The organism is Sphingobium sp. FG125, assembly GCF_057809795.1.
The window spans coordinates 70,647-92,588 of sequence record NZ_JBMDKQ010000004.1 but is presented as its reverse complement, the minus strand read 5'-3'; the positions used below and the strand labels follow the sequence as shown (position 1 = coordinate 92,588).

18 protein-coding genes and 1 riboswitch are annotated in these 21,942 nt (G+C 62.4%); of the genes, 6 read left to right on the top strand and 12 right to left on the bottom strand.

The window, feature by feature from the left end:
- Positions 1–6: 6 nt before the first annotated feature.
- The 4 genes from ACODSR_RS05120 to ACODSR_RS05105 form a co-directional block, all read right to left on the bottom strand.
- On the bottom strand, positions 7–297 hold the full coding sequence (locus ACODSR_RS05120) for a hypothetical protein (RefSeq protein WP_489074326.1): 291 nt from the start codon (positions 295–297) through the stop codon (positions 7–9).
- Positions 298–409: 112 nt separating this feature from the next.
- The gene (locus ACODSR_RS05115) at positions 410–1,651 is read right to left on the bottom strand and encodes a class I SAM-dependent methyltransferase (RefSeq protein ID WP_489074324.1); all 1,242 of its coding nucleotides are present in this window, start codon (positions 1,649–1,651) and stop codon (positions 410–412) included.
- A gap of 31 nt (positions 1,652–1,682) precedes the next feature.
- Positions 1,683–2,429, bottom strand: coding sequence for a molybdopterin-binding protein (locus ACODSR_RS05110; protein ID WP_489074322.1), 747 nt, complete (start codon positions 2,427–2,429; stop codon positions 1,683–1,685).
- A complete protein-coding gene (locus ACODSR_RS05105) occupies positions 2,426–3,145 on the bottom strand; it encodes a cytochrome b/b6 domain-containing protein (protein WP_489074320.1) in 720 nt (239 codons plus the stop codon). Before ACODSR_RS05105 ends, ACODSR_RS05110 begins: the two co-directional genes overlap by 4 nt.
- 322 nt (positions 3,146–3,467) lie before the next feature.
- Between ACODSR_RS05105 and ACODSR_RS05100 the strand changes: the two genes are divergently transcribed.
- The gene (locus ACODSR_RS05100) at positions 3,468–3,974 is read left to right on the top strand and encodes an outer membrane beta-barrel protein (RefSeq protein ID WP_489007097.1); all 507 of its coding nucleotides are present in this window, start codon (positions 3,468–3,470) and stop codon (positions 3,972–3,974) included.
- 60 nt (positions 3,975–4,034) lie between these two features.
- Here ACODSR_RS05100 and ACODSR_RS05095 read toward each other — a convergent pair whose 3' ends face one another.
- From ACODSR_RS05095 to ACODSR_RS05085, 3 genes are all read right to left on the bottom strand, one after another.
- Entirely contained in the window at positions 4,035–4,463 is a 429-nt protein-coding gene (locus ACODSR_RS05095) for a hypothetical protein (RefSeq protein WP_489074622.1), read from the bottom strand.
- Positions 4,464–4,535: 72 nt separating this feature from the next.
- Positions 4,536–5,804, bottom strand: coding sequence for a dual-specificity RNA methyltransferase RlmN (gene rlmN, locus ACODSR_RS05090; protein WP_489074318.1), 1,269 nt, complete (start codon positions 5,802–5,804; stop codon positions 4,536–4,538).
- Positions 5,805–5,851: 47 nt separating this feature from the next.
- Positions 5,852–6,331, bottom strand: a complete 480-nt coding sequence (locus tag ACODSR_RS05085; RefSeq protein ID WP_489074316.1) for a hypothetical protein — start codon at positions 6,329–6,331, stop codon at positions 5,852–5,854.
- A 172-nt stretch (positions 6,332–6,503) separates the two neighbouring features.
- Between ACODSR_RS05085 and dnaN the strand changes: the two genes are divergently transcribed.
- The 3 genes from dnaN to ACODSR_RS05070 all read left to right on the top strand — a co-directional run bounded on the left by dnaN (position 6,504) and on the right by ACODSR_RS05070 (position 10,641).
- Positions 6,504–7,616 carry a DNA polymerase III subunit beta gene (gene dnaN, locus ACODSR_RS05080; RefSeq protein WP_489074314.1) on the top strand — a complete coding sequence of 371 codons (1,113 nt, stop codon included), beginning with the start codon at positions 6,504–6,506 and terminating at the stop codon, positions 7,614–7,616.
- A gap of 147 nt (positions 7,617–7,763) precedes the next feature.
- Positions 7,764–10,334, top strand: a complete 2,571-nt coding sequence (locus ACODSR_RS05075; RefSeq protein ID WP_489074312.1) for an EAL domain-containing protein — start codon at positions 7,764–7,766, stop codon at positions 10,332–10,334.
- 109 nt (positions 10,335–10,443) lie between these two features.
- Positions 10,444–10,641, top strand: a complete 198-nt coding sequence (locus ACODSR_RS05070) for a hypothetical protein (protein ID WP_489074310.1) — start codon at positions 10,444–10,446, stop codon at positions 10,639–10,641.
- Between the two features lie 67 nt (positions 10,642–10,708).
- Here ACODSR_RS05070 and ACODSR_RS05065 read toward each other — a convergent pair whose 3' ends face one another.
- From ACODSR_RS05065 to ACODSR_RS05050, 4 genes are all read right to left on the bottom strand, one after another.
- Positions 10,709–11,131 (bottom strand): response regulator, encoded by a 423-nt coding sequence (locus ACODSR_RS05065; protein ID WP_026002061.1) that lies wholly within the window; start codon positions 11,129–11,131, stop codon positions 10,709–10,711.
- A 76-nt stretch (positions 11,132–11,207) separates the two neighbouring features.
- The gene (locus ACODSR_RS05060; protein ID WP_489074308.1) at positions 11,208–13,952 is read right to left on the bottom strand and encodes a TonB-dependent receptor; all 2,745 of its coding nucleotides are present in this window, start codon (positions 13,950–13,952) and stop codon (positions 11,208–11,210) included.
- Between the two features lie 262 nt (positions 13,953–14,214).
- Positions 14,215–14,622: a type II toxin-antitoxin system death-on-curing family toxin gene (locus tag ACODSR_RS05055; protein ID WP_489074306.1), complete on the bottom strand. Its 408-nt coding sequence runs from the start codon at positions 14,620–14,622 to the stop codon at positions 14,215–14,217.
- 6 nt (positions 14,623–14,628) lie between these two features.
- Positions 14,629–14,856 (bottom strand): AbrB/MazE/SpoVT family DNA-binding domain-containing protein, encoded by a 228-nt coding sequence (locus tag ACODSR_RS05050; RefSeq protein ID WP_145198984.1) that lies wholly within the window; start codon positions 14,854–14,856, stop codon positions 14,629–14,631.
- 229 nt (positions 14,857–15,085) lie between these two features.
- Between ACODSR_RS05050 and ACODSR_RS05045 the strand changes: the two genes are divergently transcribed.
- Positions 15,086–16,255 (top strand): Fic family protein, encoded by a 1,170-nt coding sequence (locus ACODSR_RS05045; protein WP_489074304.1) that lies wholly within the window; start codon positions 15,086–15,088, stop codon positions 16,253–16,255.
- A gap of 16 nt (positions 16,256–16,271) precedes the next feature.
- On the opposite strand, the gene thiC is transcribed toward ACODSR_RS05045, so the two are convergent.
- Positions 16,272–18,236, bottom strand: coding sequence for a phosphomethylpyrimidine synthase ThiC (thiC, locus tag ACODSR_RS05040; RefSeq protein WP_489074302.1), 1,965 nt, complete (start codon positions 18,234–18,236; stop codon positions 16,272–16,274).
- Positions 18,237–18,279: 43 nt separating this feature from the next.
- A riboswitch (TPP riboswitch) is annotated at positions 18,280–18,389 on the bottom strand.
- Between the two features lie 138 nt (positions 18,390–18,527).
- On the opposite strand from thiC, the gene ACODSR_RS05035 reads away from it, so the two are divergent.
- Positions 18,528–21,887 carry a transglutaminase family protein gene (locus ACODSR_RS05035; RefSeq protein WP_489074620.1) on the top strand — a complete coding sequence of 1,120 codons (3,360 nt, stop codon included), beginning with the start codon at positions 18,528–18,530 and terminating at the stop codon, positions 21,885–21,887.
- Positions 21,888–21,942: the final 55 nt, after the last annotated feature.

Below are 21,942 nucleotides of genomic sequence, written 5' to 3'. Positions count from 1 at the left end.
ATGCGATCAGCGACAGATGCGCACGCGCACGTTACGGTCGCGATAATAGTCGTAGCGCCATTCGGTCCAGCAACGCTGGCGATAGCTGCGATTCCGCCAGTCGCGTCGATCACCGCGCCAATGGCGGCGATTATCCCAGCGCCGGTTATCCCAGCGGCCATTATTCCAGTGATGGCCACGGTCGCCGCGCCAGCCATCGCGATAGCCGCCATAATGTTGCGCCTGCGCCGGGGCTGCCATGCTGAGGCCCGCAATAGTCAGGCTGAGTGCCGCGGCACCTTTCCAGATGATGTTCATGTCGCTCTCTCCTCACATGCCCCGCCGCTCCAGAGGCGGGACCATGAGGGGGACAATGCGCCGGCTCGACTGAACCGTCCGCGAACACGCCATTTAGCGGCGGTTCAGCCAGTCAGCGCCCTTGGAGAGCGGCCTCCGCCTCCTGCATATAATCGCGGGTGATGGGCAGGGTGCGGCGGTTGCGGGCATATTGGACCTGGTAATTGACCATGCCGCCATGTTCGAACACCGTCGCCGCGCCCGCCAGATAGAAGGTCCAGAGGCGAAAGAAACGCTCGTCATAAAGGGCGATGATGTCGGCGCGGTGGGCCATCGCCCGTTTGTACCAGTGACGGATGGTCAGGCCATAATGGAGCCGCAGCACCTCCACATCGGTGACCATCAGCCGTGTCCCCTCACTGCCCGCCACCATTTCCGACAGAGCCGGGATATAGCCGCCGGGGAAGATATATTTCTGGGTGAAGGCGTCGGTCATGCCCGGCCCACCCATCCGGCCGATCGTGTGGACCAGCATCACGCCATCGGAGGTCAGCAGGTCGTGGCATGTGTTGAAGAAGGTGCGGTAATGGGCGGTGCCGACATGCTCGAACATGCCGACCGACACGATCCGGTCGAACGGCCCCTTCATGTCGCGATAGTCGATCAGTTCGAAGCGGACATGGTCGGCCACGCCCGCCGCCTGCGCCCGTTCACGCGCGATCTTGAGCTGTTCCTGCGACAAAGTGATGCCGGTGACATCGACGCCGCAGGTGCGGTGGAGATAGAGCGCCATACCACCCCAGCCACAGCCGATATCCAGCACCTTCATGCCCGGCTTCAGCAACAGCTTGGCGGCGATATGACCCTTTTTATCCTCCTGCGCCTGATCCAGGCTGATACCCGCGTCATTGTCGGCGTCAGGCCAGTAAGCGCAGCTATATTGGCGGTCGCGGTCGAGGAAGAGAGCGTAGAGCGCCGCCGAGAGGTCGTAATGATGGGCGACATTGGCCCTGGCCCGCGCCTTGTGATTGGCGCGCCACAATTTTTGCCGGGCGCTACCGATGCCACGGCTCAGCACGCTTTTCGCGTCGATCGAGCGGCCACTTTCCCAAGGATTATTGGCGCGGATCATGGAGAGAAATTCCATGATACCGCCGCCCTCTATCGTCACGCGCCCGTCAATATAGGCTTCGGCCATGCCCAGCCGCGGATCGCGCACAATGTCGAAGGCGACCCGCTTATCCTGCAATCGCAGCGCCAGATCGGGGAAGGCGGGGTCGGACTTGCCAACCGTGAAATGGGTGCCGTCAGGGGTGTAGATCGTCAATTGGCCATAAGTGACCAGTCGCCGCAATATCCGCTCGAACAGTGTCATGGCAATAATCTGTCACCCCGGACGGCAGAGGTCAAATCCCGGCATACCAGTCATAACCGGCATGATCCTCCCAAAAGCCACCCTTGCCCTTGCCGATGCCGTCCAATGTTGCGACCGCTTCGATGCCCATCAGATATTTGGCCTGTTTATAACCCAATTGCCGTTCGACCCGCAGCCGCAGCGGCGCGCCATTGGCGACGGTCAGGGGGCGGTCATTGAGCGCATAGGCCAGGATCGTCTGGGGATGGAAGGCATCGAACCGGTCGATGCTCTCATAATAGGGCCGTCCGCCGCCCATATCGTCGGCGCAGCGAAAGACGAGGTAACGGGCGCTATCGCGCAATCCGGCGGCTTCCAAGATCGGTTTGAGCGAAACGCCGCGCCATTTGCCGATCGCGCTCCACCCTTCGACGCAATCATGGCGGGTGATCTGGGTGCGGTGGGGCATCGCCTGCAACTGCGCCAGAGAAAGGGACAGCGGGCGTGTCACCAGCCCCGTCACCGGCAGCCGCCAGTCGGCAAAGCCACCGCGCCACAGCGCCTTATAGGCCGGCGTATTGGGGTTGGCGGTGCCATTCGCGCGGAAGACTGGCGATATCTGGTCAGGGCGGAATTCCTGCGCCAGCGCGTCTCGCGCCATCAGGCTGCGTTGCGCCCAGCGGTGGAAATTTTCGGCTGAAAAGAGGGCTTCGCGCACAGCTTCATTCCGCCCCAGCCGGTCGCATCCCGCCAGCGTGGCGGTGGCCCCCAGCAGCAGGGTGCGGCGGGTGAGAATCATGGCCGTTCCTCCGGCACGCGATAGCGGCCTGTGATCATGGAGCGGACCTCGTTCACTGGCCCGGCCAGCAGCACCATCAGGATATGGACGAGGAAAAAGGCGATCAGCGCGAAGGCAGCGATGAAGTGGAGCGAGCGCGCCGATTGCCGCCCGCCGAACAGATCGACCAGCCATGGCCAGGCCGCATTCATCCCCGGCGCCATGGTCAGCCCGGTCAGTATGATGAGCGGCAGCAGGACAAAGATGACGCCGATATAGCTGGCCTTTTGCAGTACATTATAGCGCAGCGCCGCTTCGCCAGTGGGAAAGCGCAGCCGGGCATGATCCTTGATGTCCTGCCAGATATGGCGCGGGGCAAGCTCATCGCGACGGAAGGCGAGGTCGCGCACGATGTGCCGGTTGGCCAGACTCCAGAGCATGTAGAATAGCAGCGCGAAGGCGAAAATCGGCGCAGCCGCCAGATGCCAGTGGCGCGACATGGCGAGGCTATAGAGCGCAGGCAGGGTCAGCCAACCGGGGAAGCGATCAAGCTCCAGCCAGGCCGCATCCAGATTTGCGCCATAATGCCCCCAATAGAGGCGGGGATGGGCGTTGAAGATGCCAAGCCCGCTGGTGAACAGCACATAGAGCAATGCCGCATTCAGCCAGTGCCATAGGCGCGTCGACAGGCTGTGCCGCCTGACGGTGCCGGTCGCCTTTGGGGTCTGACTATCCATGGTCGCTATCCTAACCGATCACGCCGCCCAGTCCACGAATGTTCGCCATGATGCGCACACAGCCATCCCATGGCATTGTTACACTTTTGCAACAGAATGTTGAAATCATTTGAAATAAAGACCTGGCCCCTTTGCAAACCAAATTGGCGAACCTAGATGGCGGTTGCGCGATACCGATGCCTATCGCGTCCATATAGTCTCCAGACAAGGAGGGGATATGGGCAGGAGGAGTTGTGTTATTCCAGCCATGATTTCTTGGCATCGAACCTGAACGCCGGATGAATTTCTCTATTCGGCTATGAATATAAATATCGAGGACTTTATGAAAACTGTGATTTTCGCAGCGATTGCTGCTGCCTGCGTTTCGGCCCCTGCTTTCGCTCAGGATGCTGCGCCCTTCACGGGGCCGCGCGCTGGCGTAACGCTGGGCTATGACAATGCCGGCGACGAGGACGGCTTTGCCTATGGCGTGACCGCCGGTTATGACCTGGCGCTCGCCCCCCGCATCACCGGCGGCGTCGAAGTCAGCCTGGGCGACACCACTGTCGGCGATTCCGGCGTGGAAATCAGCCGTGATCTCGCCGCGTCGCTGCGCGTCGGCTTCGTCGCCACCCCGCGCGTTCTGGCGTTCGGCAAGGTCGGCTATGCAACCACCCGCATCGAGACGCTGGGCGTTGGCGCGGCGTTCGAGGGCGTGCGTTTCGGCGGCGGTCTGGAATTTGCCGCAACCCCCAACACCTATATCTCGGCTGAATATCAGCGCACCGAATATGAGCAGAACATCGGTGGCCGTGACGCCGCGATGGTTGGCGTCGGTTTCCGCTTCTGATCCTTTTCAGGACCAGTTTGGAATAAGGAAAGGGCGGTCCGGCAACGGGTCGCCCTCTTTCTATGCAGGCAAGGATCGCAGGTCCGGCGCCACCCAGTTCCGGCGTGCCGCGACGGACATCAGGGTGTCCCGCGACCAGTAAGTGAACAGCCAGTCCTTGTCCCCCAATGGGGATGCGACCAGCGCGGCGAAGGCCGATGCGGGCGTTGGCTTCACATCCTGCGGCAGGCCCGCCAGCAGCACGCGGGTCATATGCAACGACGCCTGGGTGATCGTTTCATGATAGCCGCCCGTGTCGCTATTCACCCCGCCAACACTCTCATTATAGCGGCGGATCATGGTAGGCATGTCGCGTTCGGGCGTGATGCCGGGCCGTTTGAGGATGAGCCACAAGGCAGTCGCAAAATGCGCGCCGTGGGTCCATTCGGCTTTCGGCAGGGTGCAGGCGCAAAAGCCGGTGGCCAGCCGCTCAATCTCGTCATCGGTCATCATCATTCCCCCACATGAAAAGCCCCGCCGTAACGGGCGGGGCTTGTGGCATCCTGTGTCCATCAGCAAGGATCAGCCCAGCGCCGCCTGCTTTTCCTCCGCCAGCCGGTCGAGTTCGGCGCGGCTCTTCTTTTCGCTCGCCGATTTCAACTGCCCGCAGGCTGCCATAATGTCGCGCCCGCGCGGGGTGCGGACCGGGGCGGAAATGCCGCCTTCGAACACGATGCTGCTGAACGCGCGAATCCGCTCCGGCGTCGAACATTCATAGTCGGTGCCGGGCCAGGGGTTGAACGGGATCAGATTGACCTTGGCCGGCAGCTTATATTTGCGGATCAGGCGGACCAGTTCGCGCGCATCATCGTCGCTGTCATTCTTGTCGCGGATCATCACATATTCAAAGGTGATGCGGCGCGCATTGCTGGCCTTGGGATAGTCGGCGCAGGCCTGGAGCAGTTCCTCTATCCCATATTTCTTGTTGATCGGCACCAGCTCGTCGCGCACTTCCTTGGTCACGGCATGGAGCGAAACGGCCAGATTGACGCCGATTTCCTCGCTGGCGCGGGCCATCATCGGGATGACCCCACTGGTCGACAGGGTGATGCGGCGGCGCGAGAGGGCGAGGCCATCGCCATCCATCACGACTTTCAGCGCATCGCGGACATGCTCGAAATTATAGAGCGGCTCGCCCATGCCCATCATGACGATATTGGTCAGCATCCGCCCGTCGGGCGAATATTGAGGCGCGTCCTCATCTTCATCGTCCGGGATGGCGGCGGCACTGCCCATATTCCCTTTGGGCCATTCGCCCAGCGCATCGCGCGCCAGCATCACCTGGCCCACGATTTCGCCGGGCGTCAGGTTGCGAACCAGCCGCATCGTGCCGGTGTGGCAGAAGCGGCAATTGAGGGTGCAGCCAACCTGGCTCGACACGCAAAGCGTGCCGCGATCCGCATCGGGAATGAAGACCATCTCATAATCCTGCCCGTCGTCCGAGCGGAGCAGCCATTTGCGGGTGCCATCGGTGGAGACCTGCGCCTCCACCACCTGCGGGCGGCCCACGACGAAACGTTCCGCCATCCAGCCGCGCATCGGCTTGGCCAAGTCAGTCATCGCCTCGAAATCGGTTTCGCCGCGATGATAGAGCCAGTGGAACAGTTGCTTAGACCGCAGCTTGGCGGCCTTGGCGTCCAGCCCCGCCTCTTCCAGCACGGACTTGATCTGGGGCCGCGACAGGCCGAGCAGGTCGGTGCGCCCGTCAGTACGCGGCGTCACGGCGCGCGGCACAGGCACAGGGTCGATAAGGCCGGGAATCGGCATGATGGGGTTGGCGGCTGATTGCATGATCGCGCCCATAGTCGATTTTCGCGGATTATTAAAGCGCTGCCGCTTTACCGCAATCGCGCGCAGCCCAGCGCTGCGGCGTCGATCGCCGTCGCTGCGCCGCGCAGGGCGTAGCTGTCGGCAAAGGCGCGGCCCTGCGCGTCGCTGGTCTGGACGCTCATGCTGCTGGCGGAGCGCATGGCAGCGATGATCGTCGCGTCGCCGCGCGGGTCGGCGGCCCAGGCGTCCCGCTTGCCAGCCACCAGGGTGAAGCGGCGTTCGCCGACGCTGAGCGTCACCACCGCCTTGTCCGCGCGGCTGCGGCTCAGGCGGAAATGGACCTGTCCCCGCACCTTCTGTCGCGGCCAGGTGCCGACCGAGGCGAAGCCGCTGCTGTCGCGCTTCGCTGGGCGGGCGATGGCGTAGCAGCGCGGCGTGGCAGGATCGCGAAACGCGCCCCAGGACTCAAACATACCCAGAGAATCGCGCGCGGCGGCGGGCGTTGCGGCCAGCAACAGGATCGTCAGCAGGGCAATGGCGCGGCTCATCCGCCATGGCAGAGCGCAACCTGTCCCCTTTTGCAAGAGCGCTCCGGTGGGAAAGCGTGAGCGAGTGCTTGCCCATGCCGCAACAGCGGTTATGAAGAACCATCCATCATAGTCACCCGGATTCGACCGCATCCGGGCCACATGCAGAAAAAGAAACGGACAGAACAGGGACATGAAGGCCACCATCGAACGCGCGACGCTGTTGAAGAGCCTGAGCCACGTCCAGTCGGTGGTCGAGCGGCGCAACACGATTCCGATCCTGTCCAACGTGCTGATCGAAGCGTCAGCCGATGGCGCGATCAAGCTGATGGCGACCGATCTGGACCTGCAGGTGGTCGAAAGCATTTCCGCGCAGGTGGAACAGGCCGGCGCGACCACCATTTCGGCCCACACCCTGTTCGACATCGCCCGCAAGCTGCCCGAAGGCAGCCAGGTGTCGCTGGCGGCAGCCGATGGCAAGATGCTGATCCAGGCCGGGCGCGCGCGTTTCAACCTGTCCACCCTGCCGCGCGACGATTTCCCGGTGATCGCCGAAGGTGACCTGCCGACCAGCTTTGAACTGCCCGCCGAGACGCTCAAGCAGATCATCGACAAGACGCGCTTTGCGATCTCGACCGAAGAGACGCGCTATTATCTGAACGGCATTTATTTCCATGTGTCCGATGACGGCCAGCCAGTGCTGAAGGCTGCCGCAACCGACGGCCATCGTCTGGCGCGCGTCACCGTACCCCGTCCGGATGGCGCAGACGGGATGCCCGGCATCATCATCCCGCGCAAATGTATCGGCGAATTGCGCAAATTGCTCGATGAGGTCGACGGCTCCGTGCAGATTTCGCTGTCGGCCAGCAAGATCCGCTTTGGCCTGGGCAGCGCGATTCTGACCAGCAAGCTGATCGACGGCACTTTCCCCGATTATAGCCGCGTCATCCCAACCGCCAACGACAAGCTGCTCAAGATCGATCCGCGCAGCTTCGAGGAAGGGGTGGATCGCGTCGCAACCATCGCGACCGAAAAGACACGCGCGGTCAAGATGAGCCTGGACCGTGACAAGATCACCCTGTCGGTCACCAGTCCCGAAAATGGCACAGCGGCCGAAGAAGTATCCGGCGTGTTTCAGGGCGAGGGGTTCGACATCGGCTTCAACGCGCGCTATCTGCTCGACATATTGGGCCAGATCGACAGTGAAACGGTGGAACTGCACCTGGCCGATGCCGCTGCACCGACGTTGATCCGTGAGAATGACCGCAGCCCGGCGCTCTATGTATTGATGCCGATGCGCGTTTAGGCAGTGGCCGGTAATTTTCGGTACTTATTGTTCCGTTAATTACACAACAGTTTGGTCGCGCTGAGTAATCCTCCGTAAACGAACGGACGTTAAACAAAGCGCATGTCTCCATTGCGCGCGTCCCTTACCGATAGTCCCTCCCGTTCCATGTCGCTCATCGTCGCGCTGGGACTGGCGGAGAGCGGGACCGAGGTTGCCGCGTCATGGATTTCGGGCGCCTTTGTCCAGATTGCGCGGCTGTGGCCACTGATCCTGCTCGCCAAGCTGTGTGTCATCGCCCTGTTGGGCATCCCATTCTATCGCCCCGGTGACAGTGAGCAGGCGGCGATCATGACCGCAATGCTGCTGGTGGATGGCGCGTTGATGGCGGTGCCGCGCTGGTCGCTGTTTCAGGCGCGGATGCCGCATATCCAGAACTGGCTGATGCTGCCAATGCTGTTCCTGTCCGGCCTGACCTTCAGCCTGTGGCTGGGGCATGAGCCGAAGGCTGCATCCGATTCGCTGTTCCTGGCCGCGGTGCCGGAACTGGCGGTCGCGCTGCTGGCGGTGTGCATCTTTGGCGACAGGCGCTTGCTGGGAATCAGCTATTTTCTGGGCGCGCTGCTGGTGTCTGTCACAGAAAAGGCCGGCCTGGCGCAGGTTGGCCTGCTGGTCAGCTGCGTCATCGTCATGGCGGTCGCGACGCTGCGGCAGGCGACGGCGGACCGGGAACGCGCGATCGAGCGCCACCGGCAGGATTTGCGCGCGCAACGGTCCGACCGGTTGTTACAGGAACATGAGCGCACCGGGCGCGGCTGGTTCTGGGAAACCGACCGGCAGGGATGCCTGACCTATATTTCCGATACGCTGGCCCATACGCTCGATGCGCCCAAGGACGGGCTGATCGGCCGTCCGATCACCGAAATCATCCGGCCCGGCGACAAGCAGCAGGGCGATGGCGAACGCACGTTGGGCTTTCACCTGTCGGCGCGCACCGGCTTTTCCGACATCTCCGTCCGCGCCGCCATGGCAAAGGAGGAGCGCTGGTGGTCGATTTCCGGCCAGCCGGTGTTCAACGAATATGGCCAGTTTCACGGTTTTCGCGGGTCAGGCACGGACCTGACCGAAATGCGCCGCAGCCAGGCGGAGGTCACACGGCTGGCGCAGTTCGATTCGCTCACGGGCCTGGCCAACCGTATCCAGATGCTGCGCTCCCTGGAGCAGGCCGTCGCCGACCGGCACGGCAAGGCGGGCGATTGCGCGCTGATGATGCTTGACCTCGACCGGTTCAAAAGCGTCAACGACACGCTGGGCCATCCCGCAGGTGATGCGCTGTTGCGGCAGGTCAGCCAGCGATTGCAGCGGGTGGTCGGCGACCGGGGTCTGGTCGGGCGGCAGGGCGGCGACGAATTCAAGATTTTGCTGCCGGGGCGTCAGGACCAGACAATGCTGGCGCAGCTGGCGCAGAACATTATCGCCACTGTGTCCCAGCCCTATTCGATTGAGGGAACGGCGGTCGTCATCGGTGTGTCGATCGGCATCTCCTCCTGCCCGCAGGATGGCGTGACCGCCGACGCGCTGATCCGCAACGCCGATCTGGCGCTCTACGCGGCCAAGGGCAATGGCCGGGGCGTCCATCGTTTCTATTCGTCGGATATGCACGCCGATGCGGAAGATCGCCGCGCGCTTGAGGAGGATCTGCGCCATGCGCTGGCCGCCGACGGGCTGCATCTGGTCTATCAGCCGGTGGTGTCGTCCAAGACGGAGCGGATTACCGGCTATGAAGCGCTGCTGCGCTGGAACCATCCGGTGCGTGGAGCGATCTCCCCTGCCCTGTTCATCCCGATCGCCGAGGATACCGGGCTGATCGCGCAGATTGGCGAATGGGTACTGCGCACCGCCTGCCGCGATGCTGTCCAGTGGCAGGAGGATATTCGCGTCGCGGTCAATGTGTCACCGACGCAATTTGCCAATCCGGGGTTTCCGGCCACGGTGATGAACGCGCTCGCCAGTGCACAGCTGGCACCCGAACGGCTGGAACTGGAAATCACCGAAAGCGTATTCCTGAACGATGATGACGGCACCGACGCGATGTTCGCGCGGTTGAAGGCACTGGGGGTCAGGCTGGCGCTCGACGATTTCGGCACTGGTTATTCCTCGCTCGGCTATCTGAAAAAAGCGCCGTTCGACAAGATCAAGATCGACCAGAGCTTCGTGCGCGGCGCCGCGACCAAGGGCAGCCGCAACAGCGCTATCATCAAGGCGATCGTCAGTCTGGCCGAAGCGCTGGGCATGGACACCACAGCGGAAGGTGCGGAGACGCAGGACGAACTGGCGCTGATCCGGCAATTGGGATGCAGCCATATCCAGGGCTATATCTATGGCCGCCCGATGCCCGCTGCCGATGTATTGGCCGGCCAGCATGCGACCGGTTCTGCCGCGTCGGCCAATGGCTTCCAGTCGAGCCGCCCGGAACGCAAGACGATGCTGCGCACCATCGGCGTGCATCATGACGGCCATGTCTATACCGGACGCATCCGCAATATCTCCGCCACCGGCGCGCTGATCGAGGGATTGTGGAACGTGCCGCTGGGTACATTGTTTGCGATCGAACTGGGCGAAGGCCAGTTCATCAACGCCACCGCCCGCTGGTCCAAAGACGACCGTATGGGCGTCGAGTTTGCCGGGACCGTGGACATCGCCGCGCTGCGTAATGCGCCGAGGGCACTGGCGTCCTGACAGGTCGCCGGGATTACCGTTTCCAGCAATAAAATATCACGAAATCATCCCGGAACTGCGCGTTTGCGTGGCGATTATGATCGGCACATACCCTCAATGGAGACAGCCGATGCAGGATAGAAATGATCGTGATGTAAAGGGACATGGACGCCGCAACGGGTTGGCCGTCATCGGCATAGCGCTGGTTCTGGGCATCGCGACGCTGAGCGCCTATATGTTGTCGGGCAATGACGCGAGCGTGAAGCCTGCCACAGGCACGGCACAGGCCATGGCGCTGGCCAGTTCCAATACATCGACCCCTGATTGATCGGGACACGAAAAAGGGGGCAGAAGCGATTTGCCCCTGCCCCCCTTTTTCGTTAGTCGCACTATGGTCAGGCGGCGATCGCCACCGGTTCCGCTTCCGCCTCGATGAGGCCGCGTGCCACGCTTTTGATCAGCGTCACGAAGCGGGTCGCTTCGCGCACGATCATCGCCTTGTTGAAGCAAGCGGCAGCGCCCCGGTCCATCGCTTCGGCGACGATCGGCGCGCCGTCACGCATCAGGCTGGACAACATGATCACCGGGCATGGTTCCATGTCCATAATCTCGTCCAATATCGTCATGCCGTCCTTGCCGGGCATGGCGATGTCGAGCGTCACCACATCGGGCTTTTCGGCCCGGATCATCTCGATCGCTTCCACCCCGTCGCGGGCGATGCCCACCACCTCGACCCGGCGGTCGCGTTCGAGCAGGGTTTCGATCATCGCACGGATGGTGAGCGAATCGTCGACCACCACAATTCTGATAGGCTTCATCTGCCGTCTCCCCGAACCGTTTATGAACATCATAACGACCGGGGTGCCTCATGCTTTAGGCGTGGCTAACAGCAATTTAACTACGTGGACGATTATTGGCGGCGACATTGGGGAAGAAGAGCTTGCGGAAGCTGATCGTCACCGCGCGGCCCAGCGGGTCGAGATAATCCTGCTGATAGCGCAGCGGCGTCATGCCGGTTGCGTCAGTCACTTCGCGCCGTTGATTGAAGATATTGTCGATGCCGATCGACAGCCGCGCGCCGCGCAGGAAGGGTACGGATTTCACCAGTTGCGGCATCTGCCCCAGATTGGCGAAGATACGCAGATTGACCGTCGCCAGACTGCCGAAGTCGAGCCGCGACGCACCCCCAAGCGCGCCATCGACATGGGTGCCGCTTTCCCAGTCGACGCCCAGCCGCGCACCGATGCCATTATTCATATAGCCGATCCGGCCTTCCAGCTCATGGCGCGGCTGGCCGCCTGACGATCCGGTCGCGTCGCCATCCAGCAGGTTGAGCTGTGGCACGCCCGGCGCGATGGTGATGCTCTCGGCCAGGTGCCAGGTGTGATAGAGGCTGAAACTCAGCCGCCCGCCCCCGCCGCCGGGACCGCGCGGGCCGCCAAAGCCGCCGCCACCGGGGCGACCGCCGCCAGCGCCCGCTTCGCGACGCGGCCGATCGCCGCCTTCGCCGGGCGGGGGAGCGCCTTGCGGCCGGGGCTGGCGATTGCCGAACAGCGCCTGCAATTCGGGCGGCCGGTCCTCCGGCTTGCCACCGGCCGCGCGCCAGGCTTCCATCACCTTCTGAATGTGCGACTTGAGCGGGATCGACAGGTCAAAGCCCCAGCGGATCTGTTCGCTTTGCGAGCGGAGGAAATTGGTCGGGCGCGTGTCGATCTGGAACAGATTGCCGTCCGCATCGCGCAGGAAGCGCTGTGGGAAGGCCGCCTCGATCGCCGGGGTCGGCGAGGGGAAGGCCGCGATCGGGTTGCTGGTGCGACTGTTGAGATAGGTGGCGGTCAGCGTCAGATTGGGCTTGTCGAACGGCTTGATCGTCGCGCTGAGGCGGAACTGGTCGCGCACGCTTTCGCGCAAGGACGCATTGCCCCCCGACAGCTGGGTGACGAACAGGCTCTGTCCGGTGGCATAGTCGAAGACGGTGACATTGGGGGTCGCGATAAGCGGATCGGTGATCTGCGTGCCGGTCGGCGCGGCGCGGTCCTGATTGGCGGACACCAGCAATTGCACCGCTTTGACCGGCTGCCAACGCAGGCCATAGCCGAGCGTCGAGAGGGTGCCGAAGTCCGAAAGCTGCTGCGCGGCGAGGTTCAGGTTGACGCCAATGTCGCCGACCGCGCCCAGCACGTCCTTCGAGCGGCTGGTGAGCGGTAGGTCGAGGCTGACCTGCCCGCTGCCAATCTCCCGGCTATAGTCGGACCGGCTTTCGATTCCGGCGCGGGTGGAGCGGCTTTCAAAGCCATTGGCGGACGCGCCGATACGGACTGACGTCATCGCCTGCCCGGCTGGCAGGTCGAACAGCGCGCCGCTGACCAGCAGGTCACCCTGCACCGCCTGCGATTCGGCGCGGGCGCTGTCGGTCAGGCGGGTAGCGATCAGGTCGGGCGCGAAGCTGGTATAGGGATTGACGCTGGCGTCGCCTGCATCGAGCGCCGCCTGGATCGCGCCGGTCGCGACACCCCGGTCGGTGCGGGTGCGGGTGATCGACAGGTCGCCATTGCCGGTGAAGGACCATTGCCAGCTGCCCCCCAGCCGCCCGTTCAGTGTCACGCCAATATGCGCGGTGGTGCCGCGCACCTGCTGCCCCAGCGCGCCCGGCTGGACCAGATAGCGCGAGAGGGCGACGTCATTGGCGAAGGGGGAGAAAGAGTTGGCGGCTGGCAGGGTGAGCGCGGGCTGCGACAGGCCTTGCAGTGAATCGCTGTCCGATAGTTCCAGCCGCCCGTTGATCGTCGCCGACACGCCGCCAAGGGCGCGGGCCAGGGTGGCGTTGGCTGAGAAATTTTCGGTCGCGGGGCTGAGCGTGCGATAGGGGGTGAGGTCGATTGCTTCGCTTGTCGTTGCGCCGGGGACGAAGCTGGCCAGCGTCGGCAGGCTGGTAGCCGCGCTGGCGGGGATGCCGGTCTGGGTCACGATGCCGCCCGCCAGAGCCGAAAGCGCCGGGTCGATTTCCGCGCCGCGCGTCGTCGCGGTGACGCGGGAGCTGCCTGTGTTGACAATGTCGCGCTCGCTTTCCAGCAATTGCGCGGCGCGGCTATATTTGACGTTCAGGGTGAAGCGGTTGTCGCCCTGGATGCGCAGGAAACCGCCCTCCGCCTGGCCATTGTCGCGCCCGCCATCAGTGGTGGTGCCACCGCGCAGATCGATGCTTTCGGCACGGAAACGCTGGCGCAGGACGATGTTGACCACCTTTTGCGTGGGCGCATAGCCATAGGAGAGCGCGACCTGTTCGGGCAATATATCCACCCGTGCCACTGCTTCGGAGGGAAGGTCGGAAATTTCCGAGAAGCTGGAAATCCGCTTGCCATTGAGCAGGACGACGGGCGATCCGTTGGTCTGGGGTGCCAATTCGGTGAGCAGTTCGGAGATGGACGTGACGCCCAGCGCGCGGACGTCCGCGCCGCTTAGCTGCTGTTCCGGCTCGATATTGCCCATCACCGCGCCGCGTTGCGGCTGGCCGGTGACGATAATCTCCTCGCCATCGTCCATCTGCGGGGCAGCCTGCGGCACATCCTGCGCCATCAGCGCGCCGGGCGTGGCCCCCAGCATCAGCGAAAACAGGACGAACGAAGTGGATCGGCGCACGCATTTACCCCCGGACAAAGTCTCTTGCCTCTCCCTCTAGCGGGCAGTTGTCGCAAAATATTGGCAAGGGCCAGCGGGAATTGTCGCAAGATGTAATGGGGGCGCGGAAGTTCGCAAACTTCGCCCATGTCGTGCATGAGGATTTTACGTAAAGTTAGCGGACGAGCAACGCGATGGTGCGCTGTCGGGTCAGGGAAAGCTGACAGTGGGAAGGAGCCGGTGCCGAGGATAGCAGCAACCGGCGCAGTAGGACAGGCGCAGATCAGACCGCGGCGATATGCTGGCGGAACCAGTCGGCCAGGTCGGTTTCGGTCAGGGTGCCGGCGGCAAAGGCGATCATCGTCCGGGTCGCATCGGTCGGATCGAATGTCAGCGCCACCTGATTGAGCGCGAGGAACAGGCGCGCCAGCACCCAACCGGTGCGCTTGTTGCCATCGACGAAGGGATGGTTGCGGACGATACCGAACGCATAGGCCGCGGCCAACTGGCACGGATCATCCTCGCCATAAGCCCACTGGTTGAGCGGACGAGCCAGCCCCGATTCCAGCAACCCGTCATCCCGAACGCCGGTGCCGCCGCCATGTTCGGCCAGCTGGCGATCATGAATAGCCAGCGCCACGGACTTTTCGATCCAGACCGGTTCGAGGCGGTCCCCATCGGCATCAGCCATGCGCGCTTACTTCGCCAGAACGCGCAATATGTCGCGATCTTCCCGCATAATCTGTTCGGCCAAATCCATCTTGGCCCCGAAATCGGGATCGGCGGCGGTCAGCCGGATACCGTCGGGCGCCTGGGTGACATAGAGCATGTCCCCCGGCCCTACCCGCAACTGCGCCAACAACTCCTTGGGCAGGATGACCCCGGCGCTGTTGCCGATCTTGGTGATTTTGAGGGGGGTGTTCATACGAAGGTTATAACACAACTGGATGGTGGATGAATAGTGCAGGGGGAGGTTTAATCGATGATGGAAACCGTAGGGCTATTTAGGGCTACCCATAGCCAGCGGTACACAGCCTCTGTGGTTATAGGGACCATTTAACAACACTAGAAATCCACCTGTAATTCAGGCTAGCCCTTGACCATGGCAAAAAAAGACACGTAGTGAAGCTCTACCCTAATTTAAAAGGCTGATTATGACGGAGGCATTTAGATATCGCGCTGGACGCTATATTCGGCAGGCTGCCCATTATGCCGCTTTCATGCCCGAACCATTGCCTCCTACACCACCACTGGAATGGGACAGCGAACTTCAGACGCTTCTGTCAAAAGCCGACAGAGCGCTTGGCCGATTGGATGGCTCGATACAGACGCTACCTGATCCCGATATGTTTGTTTTCATGTACGTGAGAAAAGAAGCGGTACTGTCAAGCCAGATCGAAGGTACTCAGTCATCGTTGAACGATTTGCTAGAAGCGGAAGCAGCTATAAACGACAGTAGCAGACCAAGCGATGTCGGCGAGGTCCTGAATTACGTCAATGCCATGAACCATGGGTTGAGGCGATTGCCGGATTTGCCGATTTCGGTCCGGTTGATCCGAGAAATACATGAAAAATTGCTTGCTGGGGTTAGAGGCAATCATATGAACCCAGGTGAAATTCGCCGAAGTCAGAACTGGATAGGACCTGGTGGATCGTCCCTGAATGACGCAATTTTTGTACCACCTCCACCACACGAAGTGGAAGGACTGCTTTCAGATCTCGAAAAATTTATCCATAGCGATGAATACATACCACCTTTGATAAAAATTGGCATGATTCACGCACAATTCGAGACTATTCATCCTTTTTTGGACGGGAATGGACGAATTGGACGACTGTTGATCGCATTTTTTCTCTGTCAGAACGAAATTCTGATAAAGCCGGTCCTCTATCTTTCGCATTATTTCAAAACTAACAGATTACGCTATTATGAGCTTTTGCAAAAAGTTCGCGATGATGGCGCTTGGGAAGAGTGGATAAAATTCTTCCTTCATGGAGTGGCAACAGTAAGCCTAGAAGCGACAGAAACAGCCAGATCGATCGTGTCTCTGCGTGAAACTCACCGAGCAAGAATCACCGACAAATTTGGACGTGCCGCAGGTAACGGATTAAGAATATTAGAATCACTTTATCGCAAACCATACACTACTGTTAGCCTTGTAAGAGACCAACTCAAGATCAGCTTTCCGCCCGCTAGCGAACTTGTACAAAGAATGGTCGAAGCAAATATATTGGTCGAGATCACGGGACAAGATAGATATCGAGTGTATCAATACGCGCCGTATGTGCTCCTGTTTTCTGATCCGGCGCGTAGAGGAGATTAAAACCATATCTTAACTCTCAATCCCGCTCCCTGTCCCCAGCGCCCATATACAGCTCGCTGCCGGTTTCTCTGAACACCCGGCTCATTTCCGCCATGCCCTGTTCGGCAAGGGCTGCGTTCAGCGGCGCGCGCCCTCCACCAGCCTGCGGCTGGTCCCCCTCCCCGTGCCGGGGAGGATTGGCCGCGATGAACGTATCGGCGTCCTGATTCTGCTTGGCGGCGAAATCCCGTACCTCCTGCGTGATTTTCATCGAACAGAATTTGGGGCCGCACATGGAGCAGAAATGCGCTGACTTCGCGCCTTCCGCCGGTAGCGTCTGGTCGTGATATTGCTCGGCCGTGTCGGGGTCGAGGCTGAGGTTGAACTGGTCGCGCCAGCGGAACTCAAAGCGGGCGCGGCTCAGTGCGTCGTCGCGGACCTTGGCCGCGGGGTGACCCTTGGCGAGGTCGGCGGCGTGGGCGGCCAGTTTGTAGGTGACCACGCCGACCTTTACGTCGTCGCGGTCGGGCAGGCCCAGATGCTCCTTGGGCGTTACATAGCAAAGCATCGCCGTGCCATACCAGCCGATCATGGCCGCGCCGATGCCGCTGGTGATATGGTCATAACCCGGCGCGATGTCGGTGGTGAGCGGCCCCAGCGTGTAGAAGGGCGCTTCGCCGCAGGCTTCGAGTTGCTTGTCCATATTCTGCTTGATCTTGTGCATGGGGACATGGCCCGGCCCCTCGATCATCACCTGCACATCCTGTTCCCAAGCGCGCTTGGTCAGTTCGCCCAGCGTATAGAGTTCGCTGAACTGCGCTTCGTCATTGGCGTCGGCGATCGATCCGGGGCGCAGGCCGTCACCCAGCGAGTAGGCGATGTCATAGGCTTTGCAGATTTCGGTGATCTCGTCGAAATGCTCGTAGAGGAAGCTTTCCTTGTGATGGCTGAGGCACCATTTCGCCATGATGGAGCCGCCGCGCGAGACGATGCCGGTGACGCGCTTCGCCGTCATCGGGATATAGGCGAGGCGCACGCCCGCATGGATGGTGAAATAATCGACGCCCTGTTCGGCCTGCTCGATCAGCGTGTCGCGGAAAATCTCCCAGGTCAGATCCTCGGCCACGCCGCCGACCTTTTCGAGCGCCTGATAGATGGGGACGGTGCCGATCGGGACCGGCGAGTTGCGCAAAATCCATTCGCGCGTGTCGTGGATGTTGCGACCGGTGCTGAGGTCCATGACCGTGTCCGCGCCCCAGCGGATCGACCAGACCAGCTTGTCGACTTCGGACGCGACATCGCTGGCGACGGCGGAGTTGCCGATATTGGCGTTGATCTTGACCAGGAAATTGCGGCCGATCGCCATCGGTTCGGATTCGGGGTGGTTGATGTTGCTGGGGATGATCGCCCGACCGCGCGCCACTTCGTCGCGGACGAACTCCGGCGTCACATAATCGGGGATTGCCGCGCCCCAATCCTGCCCGTCGCGGATATATTCAGCGAGGCGCGCGCGGCCCAGATTTTCGCGTTCCGCGACATATTCCATTTCCGGGGTGATGATGCCGCGACGGGCATAGTGCATCTGGCTGACATTCGCGCCGGGCTTCGCGCGCAAGGGGCGGCGATGGAGGCCGGGGAATTGGGCGACGCCGCCGGAGCGGTCGGGGCCTTTGAGGCCGTTATCTTCGGGCTTTACCTCGCGGGGATCATATTCCTCCACATCGCCGCGCGCCAATATCCAGTCGCGGCGCAGCTGGGGCAGGCCCGCCATGATGTCGATCTGCGCATTGGGGTCGGTATAGGGACCGGACGTGTCGTATACCCGCACCGGTGCTTCGCCGCTGCCCGGCTCCAGCGTGATTTCGCGCATCGCAACCCTGAGCGGGCCGACATGGATTTTCTTCGATCCACGGATTGCGCCTGTCGTAACGTTCATTGCCGCCTGCCGGCGGATGAAGCCTTCGGCTTCGGGCATCTCGGTACGGGCGGGGACGTCTGCCATAAGTCACTCTCCTTGCAGCGAAAGAGAGAGAATGCGGGCGGTGTGAGTGCGCGCTTACCCTCCCTACGCCGGTGTTAGCCGGATCAGGTTCAGCGGGTCGCGGCCACAAAGCCGCCTCTCAACCGTCTGCGGACGGTCCCCCGGGGATGGCGGGAAGGGTAAGGGGTTTCGCGCGCGGGGTCCAGTGGCTTGTCGCTGCATCGCCGGGGCGAGCCGTGTCCGCGCAGATTCTTTGCCCGCCAAATCATTTGCATATTGCATTGCAACAGGGGGTAGCGTTTGATCCGCGCCATGCTCAAAGCCGCGCTCCACCACCGCACCGCCTATCGCTACAGCCGCTCGATCCGGCTTGGCCCACAGGTTATCCGCCTGCGCCCCGCGCCGCACAGCCGGACCAAGGTGCCCAATTATGCGCTGAAAATCGAACCGGCGGGGCATTTCCTGAACTGGCAGCAGGACCCGCACGGCAACTGGCTGGCGCGGGTCGTCTTTCCAGAGCCAGTCGATCATTTCAGTATCGAGGTCGACCTGCTCGCCGATCTGGACATCATCAACCCGTTCGATTTCTTCGTGGAACCCTATGCGGAAAATTATCCCTTCGCCTATGACGATCAGCTGAAAACCGATCTGGCCGCCTATTTCGACGTGGAGCCGCAGGGCGCGATGTTCGAGGCGATGGTGGCGCAATATGACGGTTATCAGAGCCGCACCGTGGACTTTCTGGTCGAGGTGAACCGCCGCCTGCAACAACAGGTCGGCTATGTCATCCGCATGGAGGCAGGCGTCCAGACGCCGGAGGAGACGCTGGAGATCGGCACAGGATCGTGCCGCGATTCGGCCTGGCTGCTGGTGCAATTGCTGCGGCGGCTGGGCTTTGCCGCGCGCTTCGTGTCGGGATACTCGATCCAGCTGGTCGCTGATGTCGAGCCGATCGAGGGACCAAAGGGGGTCAGCCAAGACGTCGTTGACCTGCACGCCTGGGCAGAGGCCTATGTGCCGGGCGCGGGCTGGGTGGCGCTGGACGCGACCAGCGGCATGTTTGCAGGCGAAGGGCATATTCCGCTGTGCGCGACGCCGCATTACAAGTCCGCCGCGCCGATCAGCGGCATGGCCGAACCCGCCGAGGTCGATTTCGATTTCGCGATGACCGTGTCCCGCATTGCCGAAGCGGTGCGGATCACCAAGCCCTTTACCGACAAGCGCTGGGACGCGGTGATGGCGCTGGGGGCGAAGGTCGACGCGGATTTGGCAGCCCAGGACATGCGGCTGACCATCGGCGGCGAGCCGACCTTCGTGGCGGTGGATGGCGGCGACGCGGGCGAATGGAATGGCGATGCGGTCGGCCCGACCAAGGCGGCCTATGCCGACCGGCTGATCCGCAAGCTGCGTGGCACATTCGCGCCGGGCGGCCTGCTGCATCATGGGCAGGGCAAATGGTATCCCGGCGAAAGCCTGCCGCGCTGGGCCTATGCGGTCTATTGGCGCACCGACGGCACGCCGATCTGGCACGATGAAAGCCTGATCGCGCCCGACGATGCGCCCGATGGCGCGCGCACGGTCACGCCTGACGACGCCCGCGCCTTCCTGGGCCATATGGCCGCCAATATGGGCTTTTCCGACGAATATACCCATGCGGTGTTCGAGGACCCGGCGGTCTGGTCGATCAAGGAATCGGAACTGCCGATCAACGCCACCACCGACGATCCCAAGATCAGCGACCCCGAAGCGCGCGCGCGGATGGTCAAGACGTTCGAGCGTGGGCTGGACCAGCCGGTCGGCTATGTGCTGCCGGTGCAGCGCTGGCAATCGCAGACCACAAAGCCGCGCTGGCAGAGCGAAATCTGGCAGTTGCGGCGCGGCAAGCTGTTCGCGGTGCCGGGGGATTCGGCGCTGGGTTACCGCCTACCGCTCGGCTCCCTGCCCTATGTGCCGCCGTCGGATTATCCCTATATCCACCCGCGCGACACCAGTGAGCCGCGCGAACCTTTGCCCGATTTCCGGGCGCAGGTCGTGCAACAGGCCAATGTCGAGGAGGTGCGTGCGCAACAGTCGCAGCGGGTCGCGGGACCCGAAGGCGGCATGGCCGCGCAGGAGCGGGTCGAGCAGGTCATCATCGAGGGTGCCGTCCGCACCGCCGTGACGGTCGAGCCGCGCGGCCATTATCTGTCGGTGTTCCTGCCGCCGGTGCAGGCGCTGGAAGATTATCTGGAGCTGATCGCGGAGGTAGAGGCGGCAGCCGAAGCGCTGCGGATTCCGGTGCGGATCGAAGGCTATTCGCCCCCGCCCGACCCGCGCATCGCGGTGTTGAAGGCGACGCCCGACCCCGGCGTGATCGAGGTGAATGTCCATCCCGCCTCCAGCTGGGACGAGACGGTCGCGATCACCGAACAGCTGTACGCCTATGCCCGCGAATGCGATCTGACCGCCGACAAATTCATGGTCGATGGCCGGTCGGTCGGCACCGGCGGGGGCAATCATATCGTGCTGGGCGGGCCGACATTGACGGATTCGCCCTTCATCCGGCGGCCCGACCTGCTCAAAAGCTTCGTCCTCTACTGGCAGCGGCACCCTTCGCTCTCCTACCTCTTCTCCGGCCTGTGCATCGGGCCGACGAGTCAGGCTCCGCGGATCGACGAAGCGCGGCATGACGGCCTTTACGAGCTGGAGATCGCGCTGGCGCAGGTGCCCAATCCGTTCGCGGGGGAAGGTGCTTCGCCGCCACCATGGCTGGTCGATCGATTGTTCCGCAACCTGCTGGTCGATGTGACCGGCAACACCCACCGCACCGAAATCTGCATCGACAAGATGTTTTCGCCCGATGGCCCGACCGGACGGCTGGGGCTGTTGGAGTTTCGCGGTTTTGAAATGCCGCCCGAAGCGCGGATGAGCCTGGCGCAGCAATTGCTGATCCGGGCGCTGGCGGCGTGGTTCTGGCGGCAACCGCAGCAGGGCAATCTGGTGCGCTGGGGGACGACCCTGCATGACCGTTTCATGCTGCCCCATTTCGTCTGGGCGGACTTTCTGGAAATCCTCTCCGACCTGCGCGGCGCAGGCTATGATTTCGACCCCAACTGGTTCGAGGCGCAGCGGCAATTCCGCTTCCCCATCCATGGCACGGTCGATGCGGGTGGCGTCGGGCTGGAAATCAGCCATGCGCTCGAACCCTGGAACGTGCTGGGCGAAACCGGGGCGATCGGTGGCACGGTGCGCTATGTCGACAGTTCGACCGAGCGGTTGCAGGTCCGCGCCACGGGTCTGGTCGCCGGACGGCATATCGTTGCGTGCAACGGACGGCAGGTGCCGATGACGGCAACCGCCGTGCCGGGCGAAGGCGTGGGCGGCGTCCGCTACAAGGCGTGGGCACCGGCCAATTGTATGCACCCAAACCTGCCCGCCAATGCGCCGCTGACCTTCGACGTGCTGGACAGCTGGAGCGGGCGGTCGCTGGGCGGCTGCGTCTATCATGTCGCGCATCCGGGCGGACGCAATTACGACACGCTGCCGATCAACGGTTATGAAGCCGAAGCGCGGCGCAAGGCGCGCTTTCAGGACCATGGCCACACCCCCGGCCCGGTCGACATGCCCGCTGCCGAACCGGCGGGCGAGTTCCCGATGACGCTGGACCTGCGCTTCAGGCATCCGGGCGCTTGAGGGCGTTTTGGTGGACGCGGATACAAGACTGAACTGGGCCGACGCCTATCTGGCC

What these genes read in the sequence shown, in the direction of transcription:
- ACODSR_RS05120 (WP_489074326.1), bottom strand. Translation starts at nt 297, where the DNA reads ATGAACATCATCTGGAAAGGTGCCGCGGCACTCAGCCTGACTATTGCG.
- ACODSR_RS05115 (WP_489074324.1), bottom strand. Translation starts at nt 1,651, where the DNA reads ATGACACTGTTCGAGCGGATATTGCGGCGACTGGTCACTTATGGCCAA.
- ACODSR_RS05110 (WP_489074322.1), bottom strand. Translation starts at nt 2,429, where the DNA reads ATGATTCTCACCCGCCGCACCCTGCTGCTGGGGGCCACCGCCACGCTG.
- ACODSR_RS05105 (WP_489074320.1), bottom strand. Translation starts at nt 3,145, where the DNA reads ATGGATAGTCAGACCCCAAAGGCGACCGGCACCGTCAGGCGGCACAGC.
- ACODSR_RS05100 (WP_489007097.1), top strand. Translation starts at nt 3,468, where the DNA reads ATGAAAACTGTGATTTTCGCAGCGATTGCTGCTGCCTGCGTTTCGGCC.
- ACODSR_RS05095 (WP_489074622.1), bottom strand. Translation starts at nt 4,463, where the DNA reads ATGACCGATGACGAGATTGAGCGGCTGGCCACCGGCTTTTGCGCCTGC.
- rlmN (WP_489074318.1), bottom strand. Translation starts at nt 5,804, where the DNA reads ATGCAATCAGCCGCCAACCCCATCATGCCGATTCCCGGCCTTATCGAC.
- ACODSR_RS05085 (WP_489074316.1), bottom strand. Translation starts at nt 6,331, where the DNA reads ATGAGCCGCGCCATTGCCCTGCTGACGATCCTGTTGCTGGCCGCAACG.
- dnaN (WP_489074314.1), top strand. Translation starts at nt 6,504, where the DNA reads ATGAAGGCCACCATCGAACGCGCGACGCTGTTGAAGAGCCTGAGCCAC.
- ACODSR_RS05075 (WP_489074312.1), top strand. Translation starts at nt 7,764, where the DNA reads ATGTCGCTCATCGTCGCGCTGGGACTGGCGGAGAGCGGGACCGAGGTT.
- ACODSR_RS05070 (WP_489074310.1), top strand. Translation starts at nt 10,444, where the DNA reads ATGCAGGATAGAAATGATCGTGATGTAAAGGGACATGGACGCCGCAAC.
- ACODSR_RS05065 (WP_026002061.1), bottom strand. Translation starts at nt 11,131, where the DNA reads ATGAAGCCTATCAGAATTGTGGTGGTCGACGATTCGCTCACCATCCGT.
- ACODSR_RS05055 (WP_489074306.1), bottom strand. Translation starts at nt 14,622, where the DNA reads ATGGCTGATGCCGATGGGGACCGCCTCGAACCGGTCTGGATCGAAAAG.
- ACODSR_RS05050 (WP_145198984.1), bottom strand. Translation starts at nt 14,856, where the DNA reads ATGAACACCCCCCTCAAAATCACCAAGATCGGCAACAGCGCCGGGGTC.
- ACODSR_RS05045 (WP_489074304.1), top strand. Translation starts at nt 15,086, where the DNA reads ATGACGGAGGCATTTAGATATCGCGCTGGACGCTATATTCGGCAGGCT.
- thiC (WP_489074302.1), bottom strand. Translation starts at nt 18,236, where the DNA reads ATGGCAGACGTCCCCGCCCGTACCGAGATGCCCGAAGCCGAAGGCTTC.
- ACODSR_RS05035 (WP_489074620.1), top strand. Translation starts at nt 18,528, where the DNA reads ATGCTCAAAGCCGCGCTCCACCACCGCACCGCCTATCGCTACAGCCGC.